Here is a 21,513-nt window from a genome sequence, read left to right as displayed (position 1 = left end):
TCCGCTTACCCCAAGCCCCTTGCTCTGGTAAAATGCGCCGCCTCAAACGTCGGCAGGCAGCACCGTGGCATTTACCTGGGTTGATTGGGCGATCATCGCGATCATCGCCATTTCCTCACTGATCAGTCTCAAGCGTGGCTTCGTCAAGGAAGCCCTGTCGCTGGTCATCTGGATTGTCGCTGGAGCACTGGCCTGGATGTTCGGTGGCTCGCTGTCGGTGTACCTGGAAAGCTATATCCAGACACCCTCGATGCGCACCATCGCCGGCTGTGCCATTCTCTTCGTCGCCACCCTGCTGGTGGGGGCGATGCTCAACTTCCTCATCGGCGAGCTGATTCGCGTGACCGGGCTGTCCGGCACCGATCGCTTCCTCGGCATGGCCTTCGGCGCCGCGCGTGGGGCCTTGCTGGTGGTGGTGGCCGTCGGGCTGCTCAGCCTGGGGCCGGTGCAACAGGATCCGTGGTGGCAGGAATCGCGCCTGATACCACAATTTCTATTGGTAGCCGACTGGTCGAAGAACTTCATTCTCGGGTTCACCGGCCAGTGGATGTCCAGTGGGGTCAGCGCACCCGTTGACCTTCCGTTCAAGGAGCAGTTGCTCGGGCCTTCCAAGCCCTGAGCGCGCTTCACTCAAGTTTCATCAAAGTAGGGGTTGCGTCGCATGTGTGGCATCGTCGGTATCGTCGGTAAGTCGAACGTCAATCAGGCGCTGTATGACGCGCTTACGGTCCTCCAGCACCGCGGCCAGGACGCTGCCGGTATCGTGACCAGCCATGACGGCCGGTTGTTCCTGCGCAAGGATAATGGCCTGGTGCGCGACGTCTTCCAGCAGCGCCACATGCAGCGCCTGGTCGGCAGCATCGGTATCGGCCATGTCCGCTACCCGACCGCCGGTAGCTCCACCTCGGCCGAAGCCCAGCCGTTCTACGTCAACTCGCCCTACGGCATCACCCTGGCGCACAACGGCAACCTGACCAACGTCGAGCAGTTGGCCAAGGAGATCTACGAGTCCGACCTGCGCCACGTCAACACCAACTCCGACTCGGAAGTGCTGCTGAACGTGTTCGCCCACGAACTGGCCGTGCGCGGCAAGCTGCAGCCGACCGAGGAGGATGTGTTCGCTGCGGTCTCCCACGTGCACAGCCGCTGCGTCGGCGGCTACGCGGTGGTGGCGATGATCACCGGCTACGGCATCGTCGGCTTCCGTGACCCCAACGGTATCCGCCCGGTGGTGTTCGGCCAGCGTCACACCGACGAAGGCGTGGAATACATGATCGCCTCGGAAAGCGTGGCGCTCGACGTGCTCGGCTTCACCCTGATCCGCGACCTGGCGCCGGGCGAAGCGGTGTACATCACCGAGGAAGGCCAGCTGTACACCAAGCAGTGCGCCGAGCACCCGAAACTGCAACCGTGCATCTTCGAGCACGTCTACCTGGCCCGTCCCGATTCGATCATGGACGGCGTCTCGGTGTACAAGGCACGCCTGCGCATGGGCGAGAAGCTGGCCGAGAAGATCCAGCGCGAGCGCCCCGAGCACGACATCGACGTGGTCATCCCGATCCCGGACACCAGCCGCACTGCAGCGCTGGAGCTGGCCAACCACCTGGGCGTCAAGTTCCGCGAAGGCTTCGTCAAGAACCGCTACATCGGCCGTACCTTCATCATGCCCGGCCAGGCCGCGCGCAAGAAATCGGTGCGCCAGAAGCTCAACGCCATCGAGCTGGAGTTCCGTGGCAAGAACGTGATGCTGGTGGACGACTCGATCGTGCGCGGCACCACCTGCAAGCAGATCATCCAGATGGCCCGCGAAGCCGGCGCCAAGAATGTCTACTTCTGCTCCGCGGCCCCCGCGGTGCGCTACCCCAACGTCTACGGCATCGACATGCCGAGCGCTCACGAACTGATCGCCCACAACCGTACCACCGAACAGGTGGCCGAGTTGATCGGTGCCGACTGGCTGATTTACCAGGACCTGCCGGACCTGATCGAATCGGTCGGTGGCGGCAAGATCAAGATCGAGCATTTCGATTGCGCAGTGTTCAACGGTGAATACGTCACCGGCGATATCGACGAAGCCTACCTCGACCGTATCGAGCAGGCCCGTAACGACCTGGCCAAGGTGAAAACCCAGGCGGTCAGCGCGATCATCGACCTGTACAACAACTGACTTTGGGAGCGACGGCATGACGGATCAATGGGATGCCGGGCGACTGGACAGTGACCTCGAGGGTGTCGGTTTCGACACCCTGGCGGTGCGCGCCGGTCAACACCGCACACCGGAAGGCGAGCACAGCGAAGCGCTGTTCCTGACCTCCAGCTACGTGTTCCGCACGGCCGCCGACGCCGCCGCGCGGTTTGCCGGTGAGACGCCGGGCAACGTCTATTCGCGCTACACCAACCCGACCGTGCGCGCCTTCGAGGAGCGCCTGGCGGCGATGGAAGGCGCCGAGCAGGCAGTGGGCACCTCCACTGGCATGGCAGCGATCCTCGCCGTGGTCATGTCGCTGTGCAGCGCTGGCGACCACGTGCTGGTCTCGCAGAGCGTGTTCGGCTCGACCATCAGCCTGTTCGAGAAGTACTTCAAGCGCTTCGGTGTGCAAGTGGACTACGTGCCGCTGGTCGATTTGAGCGGTTGGGAAAGGGCCATCAAGGCCAACACCAAGCTGCTGATCGTCGAATCGCCGTCCAACCCACTGGCGGAACTGGTCGACATCACCGCGCTGGCCGAGATCGCCCATGCCCGTGGCGCCATGCTGGTGGTGGACAACTGCTTCAGTACGCCGGCCTTGCAGCAACCGCTCAAGCTCGGTGCCGACATCGTGTTCCACTCGGCCACCAAGTTCATCGACGGCCAGGGCCGTTGCATGGGCGGTGTGGTCGCTGGCCGTGCCGAGCAGATGAAGGAAGTGGTGGGCTTCCTGCGCACCGCCGGGCCGACCCTCAGCCCGTTCAACGCCTGGATCTTCACCAAGGGCCTGGAAACGCTGAAGCTGCGCATGCGTGCGCACTGCGAGAGCGCGCAGGTGCTGGCCGAATGGCTGGAGCAGCAGGAGGGCGTCGAGAAGGTGCATTACGCCGGCCTGCCGAGCCACCCGCAGCACGAACTGGCCAAGCGCCAGATGAGTGGCTTCGGTGCGGTGGTGAGCTTCGAGGTCAAGGGTGGCAAGGAGGGCGCCTGGCGCTTCATCGATGCCACTCGAGTGATCTCGATCACCACCAACCTGGGTGATAGCAAGACCACCATTGCTCACCCGGCCACCACCTCCCACGGCCGCTTGTCGCCGCAGGAGCGTGAAGCCGCTGGTATCCGTGACAGCCTGATCCGGGTTGCCGTGGGCCTGGAAGACGTGGCCGACCTGCAGGCGGACCTCGCCCGTGGGCTGGCCGCGCTGTGATGGAAATCCGCGGCGATGCGCCCAGCCATAACGGTCGGGTAGCCCTGGTCACCGGTGCCGCCCGCGGCATCGGCCTGGGCATCGCCGCGTGGCTCATCTGCGAAGGTTGGCAGGTGGTGCTCAGCGACCTCGATCGCCAGCGTGGCGCCAAGGTGGCAAAGGCACTCGGCGACAATGCATGGTTCATTGCCATGGACGTGGCCGACGAGGCGCAGGTCAGTGCCGGGGTGTCCGAGGTGCTGGGCCAGTTCGGCCGGCTGGATGCGCTGGTCAGCAATGCGGCCATCGCCAACCCGCACAACCAGACGCTGGAGAGCTTGTCGCTCGCCCAGTGGAACCGTGTGCTGGCGGTCAACCTCAATGGCCCGATGCTGCTGGCCAAGCACTGTGCGCCTTACCTGCGTGCCCATGGCGGCGCCATCGTCAACCTGACCTCGACCCGGGCGCGGCAATCCGAGCCGGATACCGAGGCCTATGCGGCGAGCAAGGGTGGCCTGGTGGCGCTCACTCATGCCCTGGCCATGAGCCTGGGGCCGGAGATCCGCGTCAATGCCGTCAGCCCGGGATGGGTCGATGCCCGTGATCCGTCGCAGCGCCGTGCCGAGCCGTTGACCGAAGCCGACCATGCCCAGCATCCAGCGGGCAGGGTAGGGACAGTGGAAGACGTGGCGGCGCTGGTGGCCTGGTTGCTCTCGCGCCAGGCAGGGTTCGTCACCGGACAGGAGTTCGTGGTCGATGGCGGGATGACCCGCAAGATGATCTACACCTGAGCTGCAAGCTATCAGCCTCAAGCTACAAGAAGGGACCGTGAGGTCCCTTCGTTCGTTGAAGGGGCAAGTAGCGTAGTACAAGCGGCTGGCTTTTTCTCGCCACTTGCAGCTAGCGGCTTACAGCTTTTTTGCCCTTTTTTAAAAAAACTTCAATGGGGGTATTGACTTAGCATCGGTACCTGCGTAAATTTCGCGGCCTCAGCGAAGCAAACGCAACAAGCAACATCGCGGGGGTGATTAGCTCAGCCGGGAGAGCATCTGCCTTACAAGCAGAGGGTCGGCGGTTCGATCCCGTCATCACCCACCACTTCCTGAGAACGTTTCTAGCCCAGCAGTTTCGAAAGAAGCGGTTGGCAGAGAGGAACAGGACGCAAGTCCAGCTATGCGCGGCGGTAGTTCAGTCGGTTAGAATACCGGCCTGTCACGCCGGGGGTCGCGGGTTCGAGTCCCGTCCGCCGCGCCATTTTTCTCCAGATGGGTGTTCGCACCGATCTGAGGCCTAACGGCCAGATCCCAGTTTCAATCAGGTGCAAGCCTGAACGATACGCAGCGGTAGTTCAGTCGGTTAGAATACCGGCCTGTCACGCCGGGGGTCGCGGGTTCGAGTCCCGTCCGCTGCGCCATCTTCTGTTTCGAGTCCCTTGAACAGCTCGAAGCAACACAGCAAAGGCGATCTCGCATCGCTTTTTTTGTGCCTGGCTTTCGTGTCATTGACGCTTGAAAGCCTGGATCCCAGTTTCAATCGGGTGCAAGCCCGAGCGATACGCAGCGGTAGTTCAGTCGGTTAGAATACCGGCCTGTCACGCCGGGGGTCGCGGGTTCGAGTCCCGTCCGCTGCGCCATATCCTGCTTTGAGGTCCCTTGAACACCTTGAAGCTAAAAAAAAGCGACCTTAGGGTCGCTTTTTTTTTGCGCCTCGAAGCGCTCAATTGTTCGGCTTGACGGGGCATTGCTCGCAGTTTTCCTTGGCCGCGTGCGCCAAGGCCCGCATCAGTTGGCCAAACTCATCTTGGCGTCCAGCCTGTGCGCCATCTGCAAAGTTGCACTCGCCGATACGCTTGGCCATGGCCAGCGTTTCTTGCAGCGGCGAGCAGATGTGTCGGATAAGCAGCCAGATCACCAGGCAGCCCATCAGTAGCGTGGCACAGGACACTGTGATCATCAGTTGCCAGTGCGACTCGATCTCGGCAGCTCTGCGCTCGTTTTGAAGTTTGATCAGCTCGTTGACCTGGGCGATGGCCTTGAGAATCTCATGGTTCAGCAGCTTGCCGGCAGGGCCTGTGAGCAGTTGCGAGTCCTTCTCCAGGCTGTGCTGCAGGGCGTGCAGGTAGTCCTTCATGATACGGCGGATGCTGACAAGGATGCTTTGGGCCTGGGGGGAGGGCATCGTCGCCAGGTTCTCGTCGAGCAGTTCGTGCAGGTCCCAATGCGCCTTTTGCAAGGTTTCTAGTTCGGTAGGGTCGCTGTTCAGTGCGTAGGCCAACTGCGAGGCACGCATCGTGTTGAGGTTGTCGAGGATGTAGTTGACCGACACTAAGCGCTCGGCCCTGAACGTCAGGGCGCCCAAGCTTAGGCTGGAGGTCAGGGTGAGCAGGACCACCAATAGCAGCAAGGGTGTAAGGCAGAGCAGTAGTTTCAGGCGTACCGAAAGATTGTTCATCCGTTTTCCGAAAGCTTTTGTGAGAAATGAATGAGCCTAACGTGGGCCTCCTCTCATTTAGGTAAGGTGAGTTCGTGTTTGATGTAGGAAAGGTCGTTGTTTGGTCGAGGGGTCTTTACATGAACCTTGCATGTTCAAGGTTTCAGTGGCCACTGAATGTGTTGCACAATAGGCACCGTTCGATTTACCCGGAATTCACGATGTCCAGATCATCCGTCTACGGTGCGCTCGGGCTGGCCCTGGTGCTGGCAGGCGTTTCCGGTTGCTCCACGAAGAAAGCCGCTGTGTACGAGCACGAGAACTTCGACGACTCGGGGACCTTCTCGCGCAGCTTCCCGGTCAGTGAGGGTGGTTCCTGCGAGGCTGCCCGTCGTGCGCTGCTCAGCCAGGGCTACATCATCACCAGCAGTGATGCCAACCAGGTGGCCGGCAACAAGAGCTTCCAGCAGACCGCCGAAAACCACATGCAGATCAGCTTCAACATCACCTGCGTGCCAGACATGAGCGACAAGCAGCGTTCGACCATGTTCGCCAACGCCCTGCAGGACCGCTACACCCTGAAGAAGTCCAACACCTCCGCCAGCCTGGGGGTCGGGGTGCTCGGCTCGGTGTCGATGCCGATCGGCTCAACCGACGATTCCATGGTCAAGGTCGGCAGCGAGACGGTCACCGCACCGCAGTTCTACGACCGTTATTTCGCCCTGGTGGAAAGCTACCTGCCCAAGCCAAAGAAAGTGAAGAAGCCGGACACGCCCGTCGAACCGCCCAAGGTTGAAAAACCAGCGCCGGACCTGGGCCTGCCGGAGCCTGCGCCGGCTTCGTTGACGCCTGGTCAGCCAGGGGCGACCCCGCTGGCGGTCAGTGCACCGGTTGCGACCGAAGCCACACCAGCAGCTGCACCGAGCAGCGTGGCCGCTACCGCCCAGCCTGCGGCAAGCGTGCCAGCCAGTGAAGCGCCCGCAGCGCCGGTGGTCGACGACAGTCAAGGCTCGCAGCCGGTAGCTCCGCCCGTCGAGGCCACGCCGATCCAGGTGCAGCAGCCAGCACCGCAGAGCGAGCCAGCACCGGCCGCATTGTGAGTCGCCGCTAACTTGCCAGCGCTCTGCTACGTTTATCGTTCATGGGGTTGTCACCCGTCTGTCACCTGGCCGGTTTAGCTTGACGGCAGACCCAGGAACGACGAACGAAGCGAGAGGATGCACGGCGATGGACGATTATCAGGAAGAATTGCTTGAATTCCAGGCTTACGAGCTGGACGTACCGGAGCCGGCGGACGACGCCACCGAGCTCTGACCCCCCCGCCGCTGATCGCGGCGAAACGCCCCTGGGGTCAACCCTGTCCAGCGCTTGAACGCGCGCTGGAAGGCCTCGGCCGAGGCAAACCCCAACAGATAGGCGATCTCGCCAAAAGCCAGCTCAGTGTCGCGAATATAGGTTTCGGCCAGGTCGCGGCGGGTGTCATTGAGCAGGTCGCGAAAGCGCGTGCCTTCTTCGGCGAGCCTGCGGCGCAAGGTCCAGGTGGGCAGTTGCAGATGCTGCGCCACTTCCTCCAGGTCCGGTTCACGACCGCCATTGAGCAGCGGCCCCAGCAGGTCGACGATACGTTCGCCCAGATTACGCACGCGCGTGCGCTGTATCAGCTGCGCTTCGCACAGTTGCAGCAGGTGCTGCCAAGTGCTCGGGCAGTGCTGGGGGTTGGGCAACGCCAGCGTGGCCTGGCCCAGGCGCAGCTGGTTGGCCGGGGCGGCGAACTGCACGCTGCCACTGCACAGCGGTTGGTACTGATCGGCGTAGGCGGGCGCTGCGAATTCGATCTCCAGGCGTTCGGCCTGCACCGGCCTGCCGGCCAGGCTGGACAGCTGCGCCAGCCAGCCACCGAGCAGCGAATCGACCACGAAGCGGTTATAGCCGTTGTACGGGCTGATGGAGTAGAAGCGCAACCAGGCACCCTGCGGGTCTTCATGGAAGCTTGAGTGGCCCCGGTAGTTGGCAGCGTACAGCGGTTCGAAGCGCAGCAAGGTACGTGCGGCGTCGCCCAGGGTCGGGGCCTGAGCGGCCGTTACCCCGGCCAGCCCGGCTTGGGCCAGGCGGCTCAGTTGCCCCATGCGCAGCCCCAGGGCCGGTTCGCCGCACAGGGCGATGGCGGCATGCCCCAGGTGCATGTAGCGCGGGATCGACAGCCGCGCACCGGGCTCGGCCAGGCGTTGCTGATCCAGCCCATAGCGCAGCAGCAGCGGTTGTGGGTCGTGGCCAAGCTGGGCGAGCGCTTCAGCCAGCGGCTGGACAAAACCTACCGACAGGTCACCCAGGCGTACACGGGGGCGGGGCATCTGCTTACAGCCACAGGTTGAGCAGACGGGCGCCTTGGCTGGCGCTGCCTGCCCACAGCGTGCCGGCCTGGCTGGCGTAGCCTTGGCCATCGCCGGCTTGTTCCCAGAACTGGCCACGCAGGAAAACGCTCATGCTTGCAGCACCGTCGCTGGCCTGCTGGGTCAGTTGCTGCCAGGCGGCCTGTTCGCTGACCTCGCCGCGCCGCAAAGGCAGCGCGGCTGCAGCAGCCTGGTGGCGGTTGCCGCGCCAGGGTGATTGCCAGCTGTGCTTGCCGCTGAGAAACGCCGGATTGGCGATCATCTGCGCCGATGCCAGCTGCTTGTAGTTGGCCGGGTACCAACTGTCGCTGCCCACCAGTACGCCCAGGCGCCCGGCGGGCGTGTGCAGCACCTGCAAAGGTTGCTGGCGTCCATCGTGGACATAGCGGCGAGTCTCGCTGTCTGGGTACTGTTGGTACTGCGGCTGGCCCAGTACACGGCCGTCACCGGCGAACACCAGGCTGCTGTTGAACAGCGGACCGTTGCCGGTACGCAGCATGCCATCCTTCACATAGGGGGCGGGCAGGACAATCGAGCCGGCTACCAGCGTGACGCCGAACTCGCGCGCCAACCCACTGAACAGCTGCTGGTAATCGGCGGCCATCTGCGTTGCCTTCATGCGCAGGTGCGCGTCGGTGCGACGATCATCGCCGCTGGCTGAAAGCATGGCCAGGCCATAGCGCACCGGGTTGCTCAGTTCCAGCCACTGCCAGGCCTCGCGGTGGCGGGTCACCTGGTACAGCTCGTTCTTTTCGCCGCGGGCCCACAGCCAGGTGCCGATGTGTTCGGGCAGCACCACCACCGTGCGGGCGTTCACCAGACCCTGGTCGCGGGCCTGCTGCAAGTAGGCTGACAACTTGCGGTGCAGGCGCGAGAGATTCTGGTAGTCGCCGGGGTACAGCAGCGGTTCGATGCCTAGCAGGTTGCCGTGTTCGCCTGGCACGCCCTGGTTGAGCGCCAGTTCGATGCGCAGGTCGGACAGGTAGTGGCCTTCCGGACGCTGCAGGGTCCAGAAACCGTAGCCGCAGAGGCCGGCGATGACGACCAGTGCCAGGGCGCTGGCGAGCAGTTTTCGCATGGCTTTAGTGTTCGTGAAAAAGTGAAAGGGTCGCCCTGCAAGCATGGAAGACCCGAGAGAGTGGAAGGGTAATGGATAAGGTGGGGCGATGGTAGACGGGGCGGTTCGGGCAGGGCAAAACCGGAGGCTGTCTCATAGCAGAAATGCATAAAAAGTCAGATTGAAATTACCAATAGCGTTCATGGGTAGGATCAATTTAGAGATTGCGCCCGAGCTCCTTACCTTTTCCCGGCGCATCAAGACGCCTGTGATAGAGCAATTAGGAGTAACCCATGATCCCTCTGTTCAAACTTTTCCAGCCGGGCCGACTGCTGGTGGCAAGTACCCTGGCCGCCAGCCTGCTGTCCTTGTCCGTGCAAGCCGCCACACTGACCCGCGACAACGGCGCGCCGGTTGGGGACAACCAGAACTCGCAGACCGCCGGCCCCAACGGTGCGGCCCTGCTGCAGGACGTGCAGTTGCTGCAGAAACTGCAGCGTTTCGATCGTGAGCGCATTCCGGAGCGCGTGGTACACGCGCGCGGCACCGGCGCCCACGGCCAGTTCACCGCCAGTGCCGATATCCGCGAGCTGAGCATGGCCAAGGTGTTCCGCCCCGGCGAGCAAACGCCTGTGTTCGTGCGTTTCTCCTCGGTGGTCCACGGCAATCATTCGCCGGAAACCCTGCGAGACCCACGCGGCTTCGCTACCAAGTTCTACACCGCCGATGGCAACTGGGACCTGGTCGGCAACAACTTCCCGACCTTCTTCATCCGTGATGCGATCAAGTTTCCCGACATGGTCCACGCGTTCAAGCCCGATCCGCGCAGCAATCTGGACGACGACGCGCGTCGCTTCGATTTCTTCTCCCATGTACCGGAAGCCACCCGCACCCTGACCCTGCTGTATTCCAACGAAGGTACCCCGGCCAGTTATCGCGAGATGGACGGCAACAGCGTGCACGCCTACAAGCTGGTCAATGCCAAGGGCGACGTGCATTACGTGAAGTTCCACTGGAAGAGCCTGCAAGGGCAGAAGAACCTCGACCCGAAACAGGTCGCGCAGATCCAGGGGCGTGACTACAGCCACATGACCCACGACTTGGTCAGCGCCATCAGCAAAGGCAACTTCCCGAAATGGGATTTGTACATCCAGGTGCTCAAGCCTGAGCAACTGGCCAGTTTCGACTTCGACCCGCTGGATGCGACCAAGATCTGGCCGGGCGTGCCTGAGCGCAAGATCGGCCAGATGGTGCTCGACCGCAACGTCGACAACTTCTTCCAGGAGACCGAGCAGGTGGCCATGGCGCCCTCGAACCTGGTCCCGGGTATCGAGCCTTCCGAGGACCGCTTGTTGCAAGGTCGTCTGTTCGCCTATGCCGATACCCAGATGTATCGGGTCGGCGCCAATGGCCTGAGTTTGCCGGTCAACCGCCCGCGCACCGAGGTGAACTCGCTGAACCAGGATGGTATGGCCAATCACGGGCACACCAGCACTGGCGTGAACTACCAGCCCAGCCGCCTGCAACCGCGTGAGGAACAGGCCAGTGCCCGCTATGTGCAGACTGCGTTGAGCGGCACCACGCAGCAGGCGAAGATCCAGCGTGAGCAGAACTTCAAGCAGACTGGCGAGTTGTTCCGCTCGTACGGCAAGAAGGAGCAGGCTGACCTGATCAACAGCCTCGGTGAGGCGCTGGCGATCGCTGACGAGCAGAGCCGTTACATCATGTTGTCGTACTTCTACAAGGCCGATGCCGACTATGGGGCTGGGTTGGCCAAGGTGGCCAAGGCGGACCTGGGGCGGGTGCGGCAGTTGGCGGCCAAGTTGCAGGACTGAGGTGTCGGGAGGGGCTGCGAGTATGACTTTCCATCGAGGTTGTTCACGCTGTTTCGGGGTGGTCGGCCATGTGCTTTATGTTGGTTCGCCTCAGGAGAGGAGATGGCTGTCCTGAAGCGGTGGTTAGTTGGTTAGGTGGTTTTGAAAGTTGTGAGCATATCCATTTGCTTTATTGACGCTGATTCACCTTTCCGCCCTTACGGCGGCTTACTTTGGTCTTGGCCAAAGTAAGCAAAGCCGCTCGCTCCCATCATCCGGCCCCTACGCTTCGCTTCGGGGTTCCCTCACTTCGGTCTTGCTCCCGGGAGTACGCACCGAAGGGCCATCCATGGCCCATCGGTGCTCGACGGGCATCCATGCCCGTCGCCTCCCTCCGCAAGCCCTCCGATCGGCCTCCTGAAGTCGCGAAGTTAGGGGTGGCGCCTATATTGGCGCTGCTGTCGCTAGTTGATTGCTTTGTTGAACTTCAAATTGCAATCGCTGGCAAGTCGCAGCGGCGAACCGCAGCTCCCACAGGATGGCGCTGAACTCGAAACTCACGCGGTCACTGTGGGAGCCGGCTTGCCGGCGATGAGGCCATTACAAACAATATATCAATAACAATTAAACACGATCCGCTCTTGCTCTTGCTCTTGCTCTTGCTCTTGCTCTTGCTCTTGCTCTTGCTCTTGCTCTTGCTCTTGCTCTTGCTCTTGCTTCTAAGCGCGCGATAGTCCAGTCACCGCCAAACGCGACTTCAGGAGGCCGAACGTAGGACTTGCGGAGCGGGGCGATGGGCATGGATGCCCATCGAGCACTGATGGGCCATGGATGGCCCTTCAGTGCGTCCACGCGGGAGCAAGGCCGGAGTGAGGGAACCCCGAAGCGCAGCGTAGGGGCCGGATGATGGGAGCAGGCGGTTTTGCCTACTTTTTCCAAGAAAAAAGTAGGCCGCCGTAAGGGCGGAAAGGTGAATCAGCGTCTCCATCGCCAATGGATATTCACTCATCAACAAAACCCACACACTAAAAATCGACCTCGACCTCGACCTCGACCTCGACCTCGACCTCGACCTCGACCTCGACCTCGACCTCGACCCAATGAGCCCCCCCCCCACTGCGCAAAAAGATCATCAACTTGTAAGTTTTGATCATTGAGCCCGTTCAAACGCCTGTTTAATGTCGGCATCAGACAAACGACGGGCCCCGCCAACCGGACAGAGGCGCCCGCATCCCGTGATCACGCCACCTGTGGAGTCCATCCATGGCTACCGACCGTTACCCACACCTGCTGGCCCCCCTCGACCTGGGCTTCACCACCCTGCGCAACCGCACCCTGATGGGCTCGATGCACACCGGCCTGGAGGAGCGCCCGGGCGGCTTCGAACGCATGGCAGCGTATTTTGCCGAGCGCGCCCGCGGTGGGGTTGGCCTGATGGTCACCGGCGGCATCGCACCCAACGACGAAGGCGGGGTGTACTCCGGTGCAGCCAAGCTCAGCACCGAGGAAGAAGCCGATAAACACCGCGTCGTCACCGAGGCGGTGCATGCCGCAGGCGGCAAGATCTGCCTGCAGATCCTGCATGCCGGCCGCTACGCCTACAGCCCAAGGCAAGTAGCGCCCAGCGCCATCCAGGCACCGATCAACCCGTTCAAACCCAAAGAGCTGGACGAAGAGGGCATCGAGAAACAGATCGCCGACTTCGTCACCTGCGCCAGCCTCGCCCAGCGCGCCGGCTACGACGGCGTCGAGATCATGGGGTCGGAAGGCTACTTCATCAACCAGTTCCTCGCCGCCCACACCAACCACCGCAGCGACCGCTGGGGCGGCAGCTACGAGAACCGCATGCGCCTGGCGGTGGAGATCGTGCGCCGGGTGCGCGAGGCGGTGGGGCCGAACTTCATCATCATCTTCCGCCTGTCGATGCTCGACCTGGTCGAGGGCGGCAGCAACTGGGACGAGATCGTGCTGCTGGCCAAGGCCATCGAGCAAGCCGGCGCCACCCTGATCAATACCGGTATCGGCTGGCACGAAGCACGCATCCCAACCATCGCCACCAAGGTGCCGCGCGCGGCGTTCAGCAAGGTCACCGCCAAGTTGCGCGGCGCGGTGAGCATCCCGCTGATCACCACCAACCGCATCAACACCCCGGAAGTGGCCGAGGCAGTACTGGCCGAAGGCGACGCCGACATGGTCTCCATGGCCCGGCCCTTCCTCGCCGACCCGGACTTCGTCAATAAGGCCGCTGCTGGGCGCAGCGACGAGATCAACACCTGCATCGGCTGCAACCAGGCCTGCCTGGACCACACCTTCGGTGGCAAGCTGACCAGCTGCCTGGTCAACCCACGCGCCTGCCACGAGACCGAGCTGAACTACCTGCCGGTGCTCAACGTCAAGCGCATCGCCGTGGTCGGTGCCGGCCCCGCCGGCCTGGCCGCCGCCACCGTGGCCGCCGAGCGCGGGCACCAGGTGACCCTGTTCGACGCCGCCAGTGAAGTCGGTGGCCAGTTCAACGTGGCCAAGCGCGTGCCGGGCAAGGAAGAGTTCTTCGAAACCCTGCGCTACTTCCGCAACAAGGTGAGAAGCACCGGCGTCGACCTGCGCCTCAATACCCGTGTCGATGTCTCGGCGCTGGTGGCAGGCGAATTCGATGAGATCATCCTGGCCACCGGTATCGCCCCGCGCACCCCGGCCATCCCGGGCATCGACAACGCCAAGGTGCTCAGCTACCTGGACGTGCTGCTCGAGCGCAAACCGGTGGGCGAGCGGGTGGCGGTTATTGGCGCCGGCGGCATCGGCTTCGATGTGTCCGAATACCTGGTGCACAAAGGTGTGGCCAGCAGCCAGGATCGCGATGCGTTCTGGAAGGAATGGGGCATCGACACGCAACTCGAGGCCCGTGGTGGCGTGGCTGGTGTCAAGGCCGAGCCGCACGCTCCGGCGCGTCAGGTGTACCTGTTGCAGCGCAAGAAAACCAAGGTCGGCGACGGCCTGGGCAAGACCACCGGCTGGATTCACCGCACCGGGCTCAAGAACAAGCAGGTGCAGATGCTCAACAGCGTCGAGTACCTGAGCGTGGACGATGCTGGCCTGCATGTGCGCATCGGCGAGGGCGAGCCGCAGTTGCTGGCGGTGGACAACATCGTCGTCTGCGCAGGGCAAGACCCGCTGCGTGAGCTGCACGAGGGGTTGCTGGCAGCGGGGCAGTCGGTACACCTGATCGGGGGCGCCGATGTGGCCGCCGAACTGGATGCCAAGCGCGCGATCAACCAAGGGTCGCGGTTGGCTGCCGAGCTGTGATCGCCTGAGACTACGCAATCGCGGGGCAAGCCAGCTCCCACGGGAATTCACATTTTCCTGTGGGAGCGGGCTTGCCCCGCGATGCGCTTTTACCGGTAACTGATAGACTCGCGCCATGCCCGAGTTCTCTCTGCCCCAAGCCCCCCTGCAACGTCTCGACCTGCCTTGGTTGCAGCAAGCTGGTATCGAAGCCGCCACCCTGCGCCTGGACCTGATCGACCCGCTGATCAGCGGCAACAAATGGTTCAAGCTGCGCCACCACCTGCTCGAAGCACGCCAAGCCGGATCACCGGGTCTGATCAGCCTCGGCGGCAATCATTCCAATCACCTTCATGCCCTGGCAGCCGCCGGCAAACGTTTTGGCTTCGCCACTGCGGGGCTGCTGCGCGGGCATGAGCAGGACACGCCGACGGTGCGTGACCTCAGGGCACTGGGCATGCAGCTGCACTGGCTGGGATACGGCGGCTACCGGGCCCGGCACAATGTCGATTTCTGGTTACCTTGGCACGAACGTTATCCAGGCTGGCACTGCATCCCTGAAGGCGGTGGCGGCCTGTTGGGCGCCCAGGGTTGCGCGCTGATCGTGATGCAGTGTCGCGCGCAGTTGGCCTTGCTGGGTTGGCAGGACTACGACGCCTGGTGGCTGGCCGCCGGTACCGGCACCACGTTGGCGGGCCTGGTATTGGCGGAGGCGGGCGCCCATCCGGTGCATGGCGCGCTGGCGGTACCGCTGGATCACGGGGGGCCAGAAACCGTCGCATCGCTGTGCGGCGCGCAGGGTTACACGCTGCATGAGGCGAGCCGTGGTGGCTTTGCCCGTATCGACGACGAACTGCTGGCTTTTATCGCCGAAACCGAACAACAGGCCGGCATGCCGCTGGAGGCGCTGTACACCGGCAAGGCCCTGCTGGCCCTGCGTGACCAGGTCGAGGCCGGGCGTTTCACGCCCGGCACCCGCCTGGTGTTCCTGCACACCGGCGGTTTGCAGGGGCGGCGCGGTTACTTGTAGGGCAGCATGCGCAACAGCGTATTGTCGCGGCGCACGAAGTGGTGATAGAGCCCGGCCACCGCGTGCAGGCCGATCAGCCAGTAGCCCCAGCTGCCGATGCGCTCATGCCAACCCTTGATGAACTTGGCCAGGTCCGCATCCGGCCCGACGATGGCCGGCAACTCCAGGCCGTAGAACGGGATCGGCTTGTCGGCGGCGCTGAGGATCGCCCAGCCGGCCAGCGGCAAACCGATCATCATCAGGTACAACAGCAGGTGCACCAGGTGCGCAAGGCCGGTCTGCCAGGCCGGTGGCCGCGGCACGATCGGCGGGGTAGGGCGCGACAGGCGGATCGCCAGGCGCAGCCAGACCAGCACGAACACGCTCAGGCCGAGCATGAAGTGCAGCTCTTTCATCAGGTCGCGTTCGGCACTGCCCTTGGGGAACAGGCCGCGCAGCTCGATACAGGCGTAGACGGCCGCCAGCAGCACCAGCATCAGCCAGTGCAGGGCGATCGACAGCCGCGGGTAGTGGGCCGCAGGGGTGGATGAAACCATGGTGGGTCCTCGTCATCAGGTCGAAAGAGGCGCTCTTGCCGGCGCCTGCCCTTCACTCTAATCGGTGCCGTGCACCTGTGTTTGCTTCAGATCTATGGCGCAGTGCCGACATAGCGAATCGAGTGATAGCCATGCGCCTTCACTCGTTTTCCAACGCACAAGGATGCTGTGTCTGATGAAACACCTCTTTACCGCCCCCCGCGCGGCGCTGCTCTGCGCCCTGCCCATGCTGCTCGCCGGTTGCGACCAACAACCTCCCGCAGCCGCTACCCCTCCCGTCGCCGCCATGACCATTCCGCTGTGCGTGAATGATGAATGCGCAGTGCTCGACCAGAATGGCGCGTTCCGCGTTGCCCCCGGCAGCGAATACACCCAGATCTATACCCAGCCGTTCACCGACGCGTTCATTTTCGGTCGCGGTGACTATTGGCACCTGGCCAGCGGTGACGGCAAGCGGGTGATCCGCGCCGACATCACCGACTCGCTCTACGCCTTGACCCCCGGCCTGTTCGGCTTCGTGCGCGATGGCAAGGTCGGGGTGATGGACGAGCAGGGCAAGGAAGTCCAGCCGGCCATTTTCGATACGGTCTTTGTCGGCGGCGATAACCAGTTCATCGTCTACGAGATCGACGAACTGCGCGGCATCCTCACGCCCAAGGGCGAGAAGGTCAGCGAGGCGGTATTCGACTCGACGTACGTGCGCGAAGACTTCGCCAAGCGGGGCAACTGGGTACTGGCCGAGCGCCAGGAACAACATTGGGGCTACAACCTGCAGACCCAGGTGCTGCGCCAACTTGACTTCGACACCATCCTCAGCGCTGCCGACGAGCATCTGGTGGTGTCGCGCGAGGGCACTACCGGCAAGGGCCTGGCCGATGCCGCCGGCAACCTGGTGATCCCGTTCGGCAGGTATTGGCTGGGCATGCCCGGCGGTGGCCTGGTGGCTTTCCGTGACGGTTACGACAAGCCCTGCGGCTACCTGGACTACCAGGGCAAGGTGGTCATCGAGGCGCAGTACCAGAGCTGCGAAACCTTCGGCAAGACCGGTGGCATGGTCCAGCTCCAGGGCGACGACGGTGGCCGCGGCAAGGCCGGCATGATCGGGCAGGACGGCAAGTGGCTGATCGAACCCGAGTTCGACTCGGTCGGCGACGCCGGTATGGGCCTGCTGGGCATGAGCGGTCATCGTGCCGGCTTCAACCACATCGGCAAGCTGCAGAATGCATTCCAGGCCACCTACGGGACCGTGGACCTGGACCAGGGCAAGGTGCTGTTCCAGCCGACCTACCAGCAGATCGGCCTGGTCGCGCCCAAGCGTTTTGCCTTCACCGAGCTCAAGTCGCCGCGCAAGACCGTCAAGCTGTTCGGCATGCCAAGCGAGGCGCCTACCTTCGGCCTGATGGACGACCAGGGCAAGGTGCTGGTCAAGCCGGAACAATACGTCTCGTACAAGCTGCTGGCCGACGGTCACCACCTGCTGGCGGCCGAGGGCAGCAGTACCGATGCCTTGCGCGCGCTCTACGACCTCGACGGCAAGCTGCTGGTGCCGGCCAAGTGGCAGGACGTGACGGTCGATGAGGCGCGCGGTGCGATCTTCGGCTATCGGGTAGAAGGCAACGGCGATGATGCCGTGCGTACCTTGCGTGCCCTGTATCGCCTCGACGGCAGCGTGGTGTTCGACACCAACCGCTTGCCCTGCGGCGCGGAACAGGTGGTCGACGGCAAGGGCCAGGTGCTGTGGCCGAAGGACGCCCAGGCCTACTGCCCGGCCCCGGAACCGGTCGCCGAGGCATCCTGAGCCTGGTGTTCGCCTGACTGGCCCCTGTCGCGCCTGCGGCAGGGGCTTCAGCGCGGGGGCAGGTGTGGCCAGCTGTCGGCGACCAGGAATACCCGCTCGACTTCCTCCCACGCCCCGTCGTCCTGCTCCTCCAGCCTCGCCAGCAGATGCGCGGGTGCATGGGGTTCCAGTGCCGCCTGCCAGGCCTCGAAGCGGGTCGCGCTCCAGCAGTCTTGCGCAGCTACCCGTGCAGGGGCCAGCCAGGCCTGGCGGGGCAGGGGCAGCCAGCGGTGGTGCGGCTGGGCGAGCCAGTCGCGTCGATGCAGCCAGCCGCCACGCAGGTGTTCGGGGTTGGCACCCGCCGGCGCCAGGGTATGCCCCGCCACCGGGTAGAACAGGTAGCCGCCCAGCCACAAATGCCCCTGCACCTGGTCGAGCCCCAGCCTGGCCAGCACTTCGCGCCCTTGTGGGCCTCTGGACATCGGCAACTGGTGCTCGGCCAGGTGCGCCAGCTTGCGCCCCAGGCGGTCATGGCAGCCGGGCCCGAGCCAGTGTTCGGGGTCGCGGCCGTCGGCGTCGGGCGGGCCGAGGTAGAGTTTGATCGCCAGCTCCAGGTGATGGTCACCCTCACAGTCGCGCAGCAGGATGTCCAGTTCGCCGAGGGTATGCCCACCTTCACGGATCGCCAGGTTGGCCGCCAGCAGTTCGATGCCTGGGGCCTGGCGCAAGGTGAACTGCCACAGTGCTTCGTAGTACAGGCCCAGGCGCCGGCTGGTCAGGCGCGCGAGCCAGTCCAGCAGCGGTGTGGGTGCCTGGTCCAGGGCCCGCAACCAGTCGGCCAGGCGCCCAGGGTCGGCGGCCCAGTGACTGGCCCGCAACGGGTGGCGCTGGGGGCCGGGTGCCTCACGCAGCAGCGGCGGCGACAAGATTACCCAGGCCAGGTCGCGGACCGCCGGATGGCGCAACTGGCGGGGCAGGGTGTGAAGGTCGGCGAAGGGCATCATCCCGCGAGCATAGCCGGTTTGCCGCTGGCCCGTGCTTTCGCCCATAATTCCGCCATCGTCACCCCGCCGCAGAGCCTTGCAGGAGCACCATGGAGCAATTTCGCAATATCGGTATCATCGGACGCCTTGGCAGCTCCCAGGTGCTCGACACCATTCGCCGACTGAAAAAATTCCTCCTCGAGCGCCACTTGCACGTGATCCTCGAGGACACCATCGCCGAAGTGCTGCCCGGCCATGGCCTGCAGACCTCCACCCGCAAGCTGCTGGGCGAGGTGTGCGACCTGGTCATCGTCGTCGGCGGCGACGGCAGCCTGCTCGGCGCCGCCCGCGCCCTGGCCCGGCACAACATCCCGGTACTAGGCATCAACCGTGGCAACCTGGGCTTTCTCACCGACATCCGCCCCGACGAGCTGGAAGAGAAAGTCGCCGAGGTGCTCGACGGCCACTACCTGGTGGAGAACCGCTTCCTGCTGCAAGCCGAGGTGCGCCGCCACCACGAGGCCATTGGCCAGGGCGACGCGCTCAACGATGTGGTGCTGCACCCGGGCAAGTCGACGCGGATGATCGAGTTCGAGATCTACATCGATGGCCAGTTCGTCTGCAGCCAGAAGGCCGACGGCCTGATCATCGCGACGCCCACCGGTTCCACCGCCTACGCGTTGTCGGCTGGTGGCCCGATCATGCACCCCAAGCTCGACGCCATCGTCATCGTGCCGATGTACCCGCACACCTTGTCGGGGCGGCCGATCGTGGTGGACGGCAACAGCGAGCTGAAGATCGTCGTGTCCAAGGACCTGCAGATCTACCCGCAGGTATCCTGTGACGGCCAGAACCACTTCACCTGCGCCCCCGGCGACACCATCACGGTGAGCAAGAAACCGCAGAAACTGCGCCTGATCCATCCGCTGGACCACAATTACTACGAAGTCTGCCGCACCAAGCTCGGCTGGGGCAGCCGCCTGGGAGGCAGGGACGACTGATGCTCGATCCGGCGCGCAGTTTCGACATCATCGGTGACGTGCACGGCTGTGCACTGACCCTCGAGCGCCTGCTCGACGCCCTCGGCTACAAACGTGTGGGCGGTGTCTGGCGCCACCCACGGCGCCAGGCGTTGTTCCTCGGTGACATCGTCGACCGCGGCCCGCGCATCCGCGAGGCGCTGCACATCGTCCACGACATGGTCGAGGCCGGCCAGGCCTTCTGCATCATGGGCAACCACGAATACAACGCCCTGGGCTGGGTCACGCCGGCCTTGCCGGGCAGTGGCAAGGCCTACGTGCGCGAGCACACGCCACGCCATGCCCGGCTGATCGACGAGACCCTCACCCAGTTCGCCCAGCACCCCGGCGACTGGCACGACTTCATCCAGTGGTTCTACGACATGCCGCTGTTCGTCGACGCCGGGCGTTTCCGCCTGGTGCATGCCTGCTGGGACCCGCAACTGATCGAGCCGTTGCGCCAGCAATACCCCAATGGCTGCATCGACGAGCATTTCATCCAGGCCTCGGCGGTATCCGGTAGCTTCGCCGCCACGGTGTGCAACCGCCTGCTGCGCGGCACCGACATGCGCCTGCCGGACGGCCTCACGCTGACCGGTGGCGACGGCCTGACCCGCGCCTTCTTCCGCACCAAGTTCTGGGAAGAAGACCCGCAAACCTATGGCGATATCGTCTTCCAACCCGATGCGTTGCCCGACGAGGTGGCACGCGCGCCGCTCAGCCATTCACAGAAAAACGCCCTGTTGCGCTACTCGGAGGACGAACCCTTGCTGTTCGTCGGCCACTATTGGCGCAGCGGTCGCCCGGCGCCGATCCGCGGCAACCTGGCTTGCCTGGACTACAGCGCGGTGCTGTATGGCAAGCTGGCCGCCTACCGGCTGGATGACGAAACCCGCATCGACCCGCACAAGTTCGTCTGGGTCGATGTCGAACGCCCGCAGGCCAACCAATGAACCTGGTCGAGGCGCAGCGCCTGCCACTGGACGTGGACCTGCGCGGCTTCCTCGACCTGCTGACACGCCTGGAGCTGCCGCATCACCTGAGCGAAGAGGATGGCCAGCAGATCCTCTGGGTGCCGGAGCCTGCGGCCGAACAGGTGCGCCAGCTGTACAAGCGCTTCCCCGACGGCGAGGCCGAGGTGCGCAGGGGCCGCAAGGGCGTCAGGATCACCGAGCGGCGCCCGCCACTGCGCGAGCAACTGCGCGCGGCGAAGATGACGGGCGCGGTGCTGTTCGTCACGTTGCTGGTGGCGATCGTCACGCTGCTGGGTGAAAACCTGCGTACCCTTGGCTGGTTCACGTTTCTCGAGTTTCACGTCCAGGGCGATTACCTGGTGTTCACCCCGTTCTTGCATGAAATGGCGCAAGGGCAATGGTGGCGGCTGGTGTCGCCGATGCTGATTCATTTCGGCTGGCTGCACCTGACGATGAACGCCCTGTGGTACTGGGAGCTGGGGCGACGCATCGAACAACGGCAAGGGAGCTTGATGCTGCTGGGGCTGACCTTGCTGTTCAGCCTGGTGTCGAACCTGGCGCAGCACTTCACCAGTGGGCCGGGCCTGTTCGGTGGCCTGTCGGGCGTGCTGTACGGGCTGCTTGGGCATGTCTGGCTGTACCAGCGCCTGGCCCCGGACAAGGCCTACCGGCTCCCCCCCGGCACGGTGGGCAGCCTGCTGATCTGGCTGCTGGTGTGCCTGTCGGGGGTGATCAGCCTGCTGGGCTTTGGCGAGATTGCCAACGCCGCGCACGTGGGCGGGTTGCTCATCGGATGCCTGACCGGGCTCTTGGGCGGAGTGCTTGCGAGGCGTAGACTGTCGGCCTGACT

18 protein-coding genes and 4 tRNA genes are annotated in these 21,513 nt (G+C 63.9%); 16 read left to right on the top strand and 6 right to left on the bottom strand.

The window, feature by feature from the left end; translation table 11 throughout:
* Positions 1-64 precede the first annotated feature (64 nt).
* The 8 genes from IX761_RS01120 (at position 65) to IX761_RS01085 (ending at position 5,007) form a co-directional block, all read left to right on the top strand.
* Positions 65-619: a CvpA family protein gene (locus IX761_RS01120; protein ID WP_194787718.1), complete on the top strand. Its 555-nt coding sequence runs from the start codon at positions 65-67 to the stop codon at positions 617-619.
* Positions 620-661: 42 nt separating this feature from the next.
* Entirely contained in the window at positions 662-2,167 is a 1,506-nt protein-coding gene (purF, locus tag IX761_RS01115; protein WP_194787717.1) for an amidophosphoribosyltransferase, read from the top strand.
* Between the two features lie 16 nt (positions 2,168-2,183).
* Positions 2,184-3,395 carry an O-succinylhomoserine sulfhydrylase gene (locus IX761_RS01110; protein ID WP_194787716.1) on the top strand — a complete coding sequence of 404 codons (1,212 nt, stop codon included), beginning with the start codon at positions 2,184-2,186 and terminating at the stop codon, positions 3,393-3,395.
* Positions 3,395-4,165, top strand: a complete 771-nt coding sequence (locus IX761_RS01105) for an SDR family oxidoreductase (RefSeq protein ID WP_194787715.1) — start codon at positions 3,395-3,397, stop codon at positions 4,163-4,165. The genes IX761_RS01110 and IX761_RS01105 overlap by 1 nt, the downstream gene beginning before the upstream one ends.
* Before the next feature lie 231 nt (positions 4,166-4,396).
* Positions 4,397-4,472: transfer RNA gene (locus tag IX761_RS01100), tRNA-Val, on the top strand.
* Between the two features lie 79 nt (positions 4,473-4,551).
* Positions 4,552-4,628 (top strand) — tRNA-Asp (locus tag IX761_RS01095).
* A gap of 83 nt (positions 4,629-4,711) precedes the next feature.
* Positions 4,712-4,788: transfer RNA gene (locus tag IX761_RS01090), tRNA-Asp, on the top strand.
* A gap of 142 nt (positions 4,789-4,930) precedes the next feature.
* Positions 4,931-5,007, top strand: a tRNA-Asp gene (locus tag IX761_RS01085).
* Between the two features lie 83 nt (positions 5,008-5,090).
* Here IX761_RS01085 and IX761_RS01080 read toward each other — a convergent pair.
* Positions 5,091-5,825 (bottom strand): hypothetical protein, encoded by a 735-nt coding sequence (locus tag IX761_RS01080; RefSeq protein WP_194787714.1) that lies wholly within the window; start codon positions 5,823-5,825, stop codon positions 5,091-5,093.
* Between the two features lie 200 nt (positions 5,826-6,025).
* Between IX761_RS01080 and IX761_RS01075 the strand changes: the two genes are divergently transcribed.
* Complete coding sequence (locus IX761_RS01075) at positions 6,026-6,904, top strand: DUF2242 domain-containing protein (RefSeq protein ID WP_194787713.1); 879 nt, start codon at positions 6,026-6,028, stop codon at positions 6,902-6,904.
* A gap of 165 nt (positions 6,905-7,069) precedes the next feature.
* Here the strand turns inward: IX761_RS01075 and IX761_RS01070 are convergent, their stop codons facing one another.
* Together IX761_RS01070 and IX761_RS01065 are read right to left on the bottom strand one after the other, a co-directional pair.
* On the bottom strand, positions 7,070-8,155 hold the full coding sequence (locus IX761_RS01070) for an AraC family transcriptional regulator (RefSeq protein ID WP_194787712.1): 1,086 nt from the start codon (positions 8,153-8,155) through the stop codon (positions 7,070-7,072).
* 4 nt (positions 8,156-8,159) lie between these two features.
* Entirely contained in the window at positions 8,160-9,272 is a 1,113-nt protein-coding gene (locus IX761_RS01065) for a nitrilase-related carbon-nitrogen hydrolase (protein ID WP_194787711.1), read from the bottom strand.
* Between the two features lie 272 nt (positions 9,273-9,544).
* On the opposite strand from IX761_RS01065, the gene katB reads away from it, so the two are divergent.
* Complete coding sequence (gene katB, locus IX761_RS01060; RefSeq protein WP_194787710.1) at positions 9,545-11,086, top strand: catalase KatB; 1,542 nt, start codon at positions 9,545-9,547, stop codon at positions 11,084-11,086.
* Between the two features lie 1,004 nt (positions 11,087-12,090).
* On the opposite strand, the gene IX761_RS27295 is transcribed toward katB, so the two are convergent.
* Complete coding sequence (locus IX761_RS27295; protein WP_267241026.1) at positions 12,091-12,219, bottom strand: hypothetical protein; 129 nt, start codon at positions 12,217-12,219, stop codon at positions 12,091-12,093.
* A gap of 109 nt (positions 12,220-12,328) precedes the next feature.
* Here IX761_RS27295 and IX761_RS01055 point away from each other — a divergent pair, with 109 nt between their 5' ends.
* A complete protein-coding gene (locus IX761_RS01055) occupies positions 12,329-14,365 on the top strand; it encodes an NADPH-dependent 2,4-dienoyl-CoA reductase (protein ID WP_194787709.1) in 2,037 nt (678 codons plus the stop codon).
* 115 nt (positions 14,366-14,480) lie between these two features.
* Positions 14,481-15,374, top strand: coding sequence for a 1-aminocyclopropane-1-carboxylate deaminase/D-cysteine desulfhydrase (locus IX761_RS01050; protein ID WP_194787708.1), 894 nt, complete (start codon positions 14,481-14,483; stop codon positions 15,372-15,374).
* On the opposite strand, the gene IX761_RS01045 is transcribed toward IX761_RS01050, so the two are convergent.
* Positions 15,365-15,910 carry a cytochrome b gene (locus tag IX761_RS01045; RefSeq protein ID WP_194787707.1) on the bottom strand — a complete coding sequence of 182 codons (546 nt, stop codon included), beginning with the start codon at positions 15,908-15,910 and terminating at the stop codon, positions 15,365-15,367. The two genes, IX761_RS01050 and IX761_RS01045, sit on opposite strands and share 10 nt — an antisense overlap.
* 175 nt (positions 15,911-16,085) lie before the next feature.
* Between IX761_RS01045 and IX761_RS01040 the strand changes: the two genes are divergently transcribed.
* A complete protein-coding gene (locus tag IX761_RS01040; RefSeq protein WP_194787706.1) occupies positions 16,086-17,708 on the top strand; it encodes a WG repeat-containing protein in 1,623 nt (540 codons plus the stop codon).
* Between the two features lie 47 nt (positions 17,709-17,755).
* On the opposite strand, the gene IX761_RS01035 is transcribed toward IX761_RS01040, so the two are convergent.
* A complete protein-coding gene (locus IX761_RS01035) occupies positions 17,756-18,736 on the bottom strand; it encodes a DUF1853 family protein (protein ID WP_194787705.1) in 981 nt (326 codons plus the stop codon).
* 44 nt (positions 18,737-18,780) lie between these two features.
* Between IX761_RS01035 and IX761_RS01030 the strand changes: the two genes are divergently transcribed.
* The 3 genes from IX761_RS01030 to IX761_RS01020 are packed head-to-tail and all read left to right on the top strand — an operon-like array spanning position 18,781 to position 21,511.
* Positions 18,781-19,671: an NAD(+) kinase gene (locus IX761_RS01030; protein WP_194787704.1), complete on the top strand. Its 891-nt coding sequence runs from the start codon at positions 18,781-18,783 to the stop codon at positions 19,669-19,671.
* A complete protein-coding gene (locus IX761_RS01025; protein WP_194787703.1) occupies positions 19,671-20,642 on the top strand; it encodes a metallophosphoesterase in 972 nt (323 codons plus the stop codon). The genes IX761_RS01030 and IX761_RS01025 overlap by 1 nt, the downstream gene beginning before the upstream one ends.
* Positions 20,639-21,511 carry a rhomboid family intramembrane serine protease gene (locus IX761_RS01020; RefSeq protein ID WP_194787702.1) on the top strand — a complete coding sequence of 291 codons (873 nt, stop codon included), beginning with the start codon at positions 20,639-20,641 and terminating at the stop codon, positions 21,509-21,511. Before IX761_RS01025 ends, IX761_RS01020 begins: the two co-directional genes overlap by 4 nt.
* Positions 21,512-21,513: the final 2 nt, after the last annotated feature.

The sequence above is a fragment of the Pseudomonas sp. UFMG81 genome (genome assembly GCF_015354575.1).
Lineage (GTDB): Bacteria > Pseudomonadota > Gammaproteobacteria > Pseudomonadales > Pseudomonadaceae > Aquipseudomonas.
Note: the sequence above shows the minus strand (reverse complement) of the source record. Positions and strands in the feature narration are given on the sequence as shown.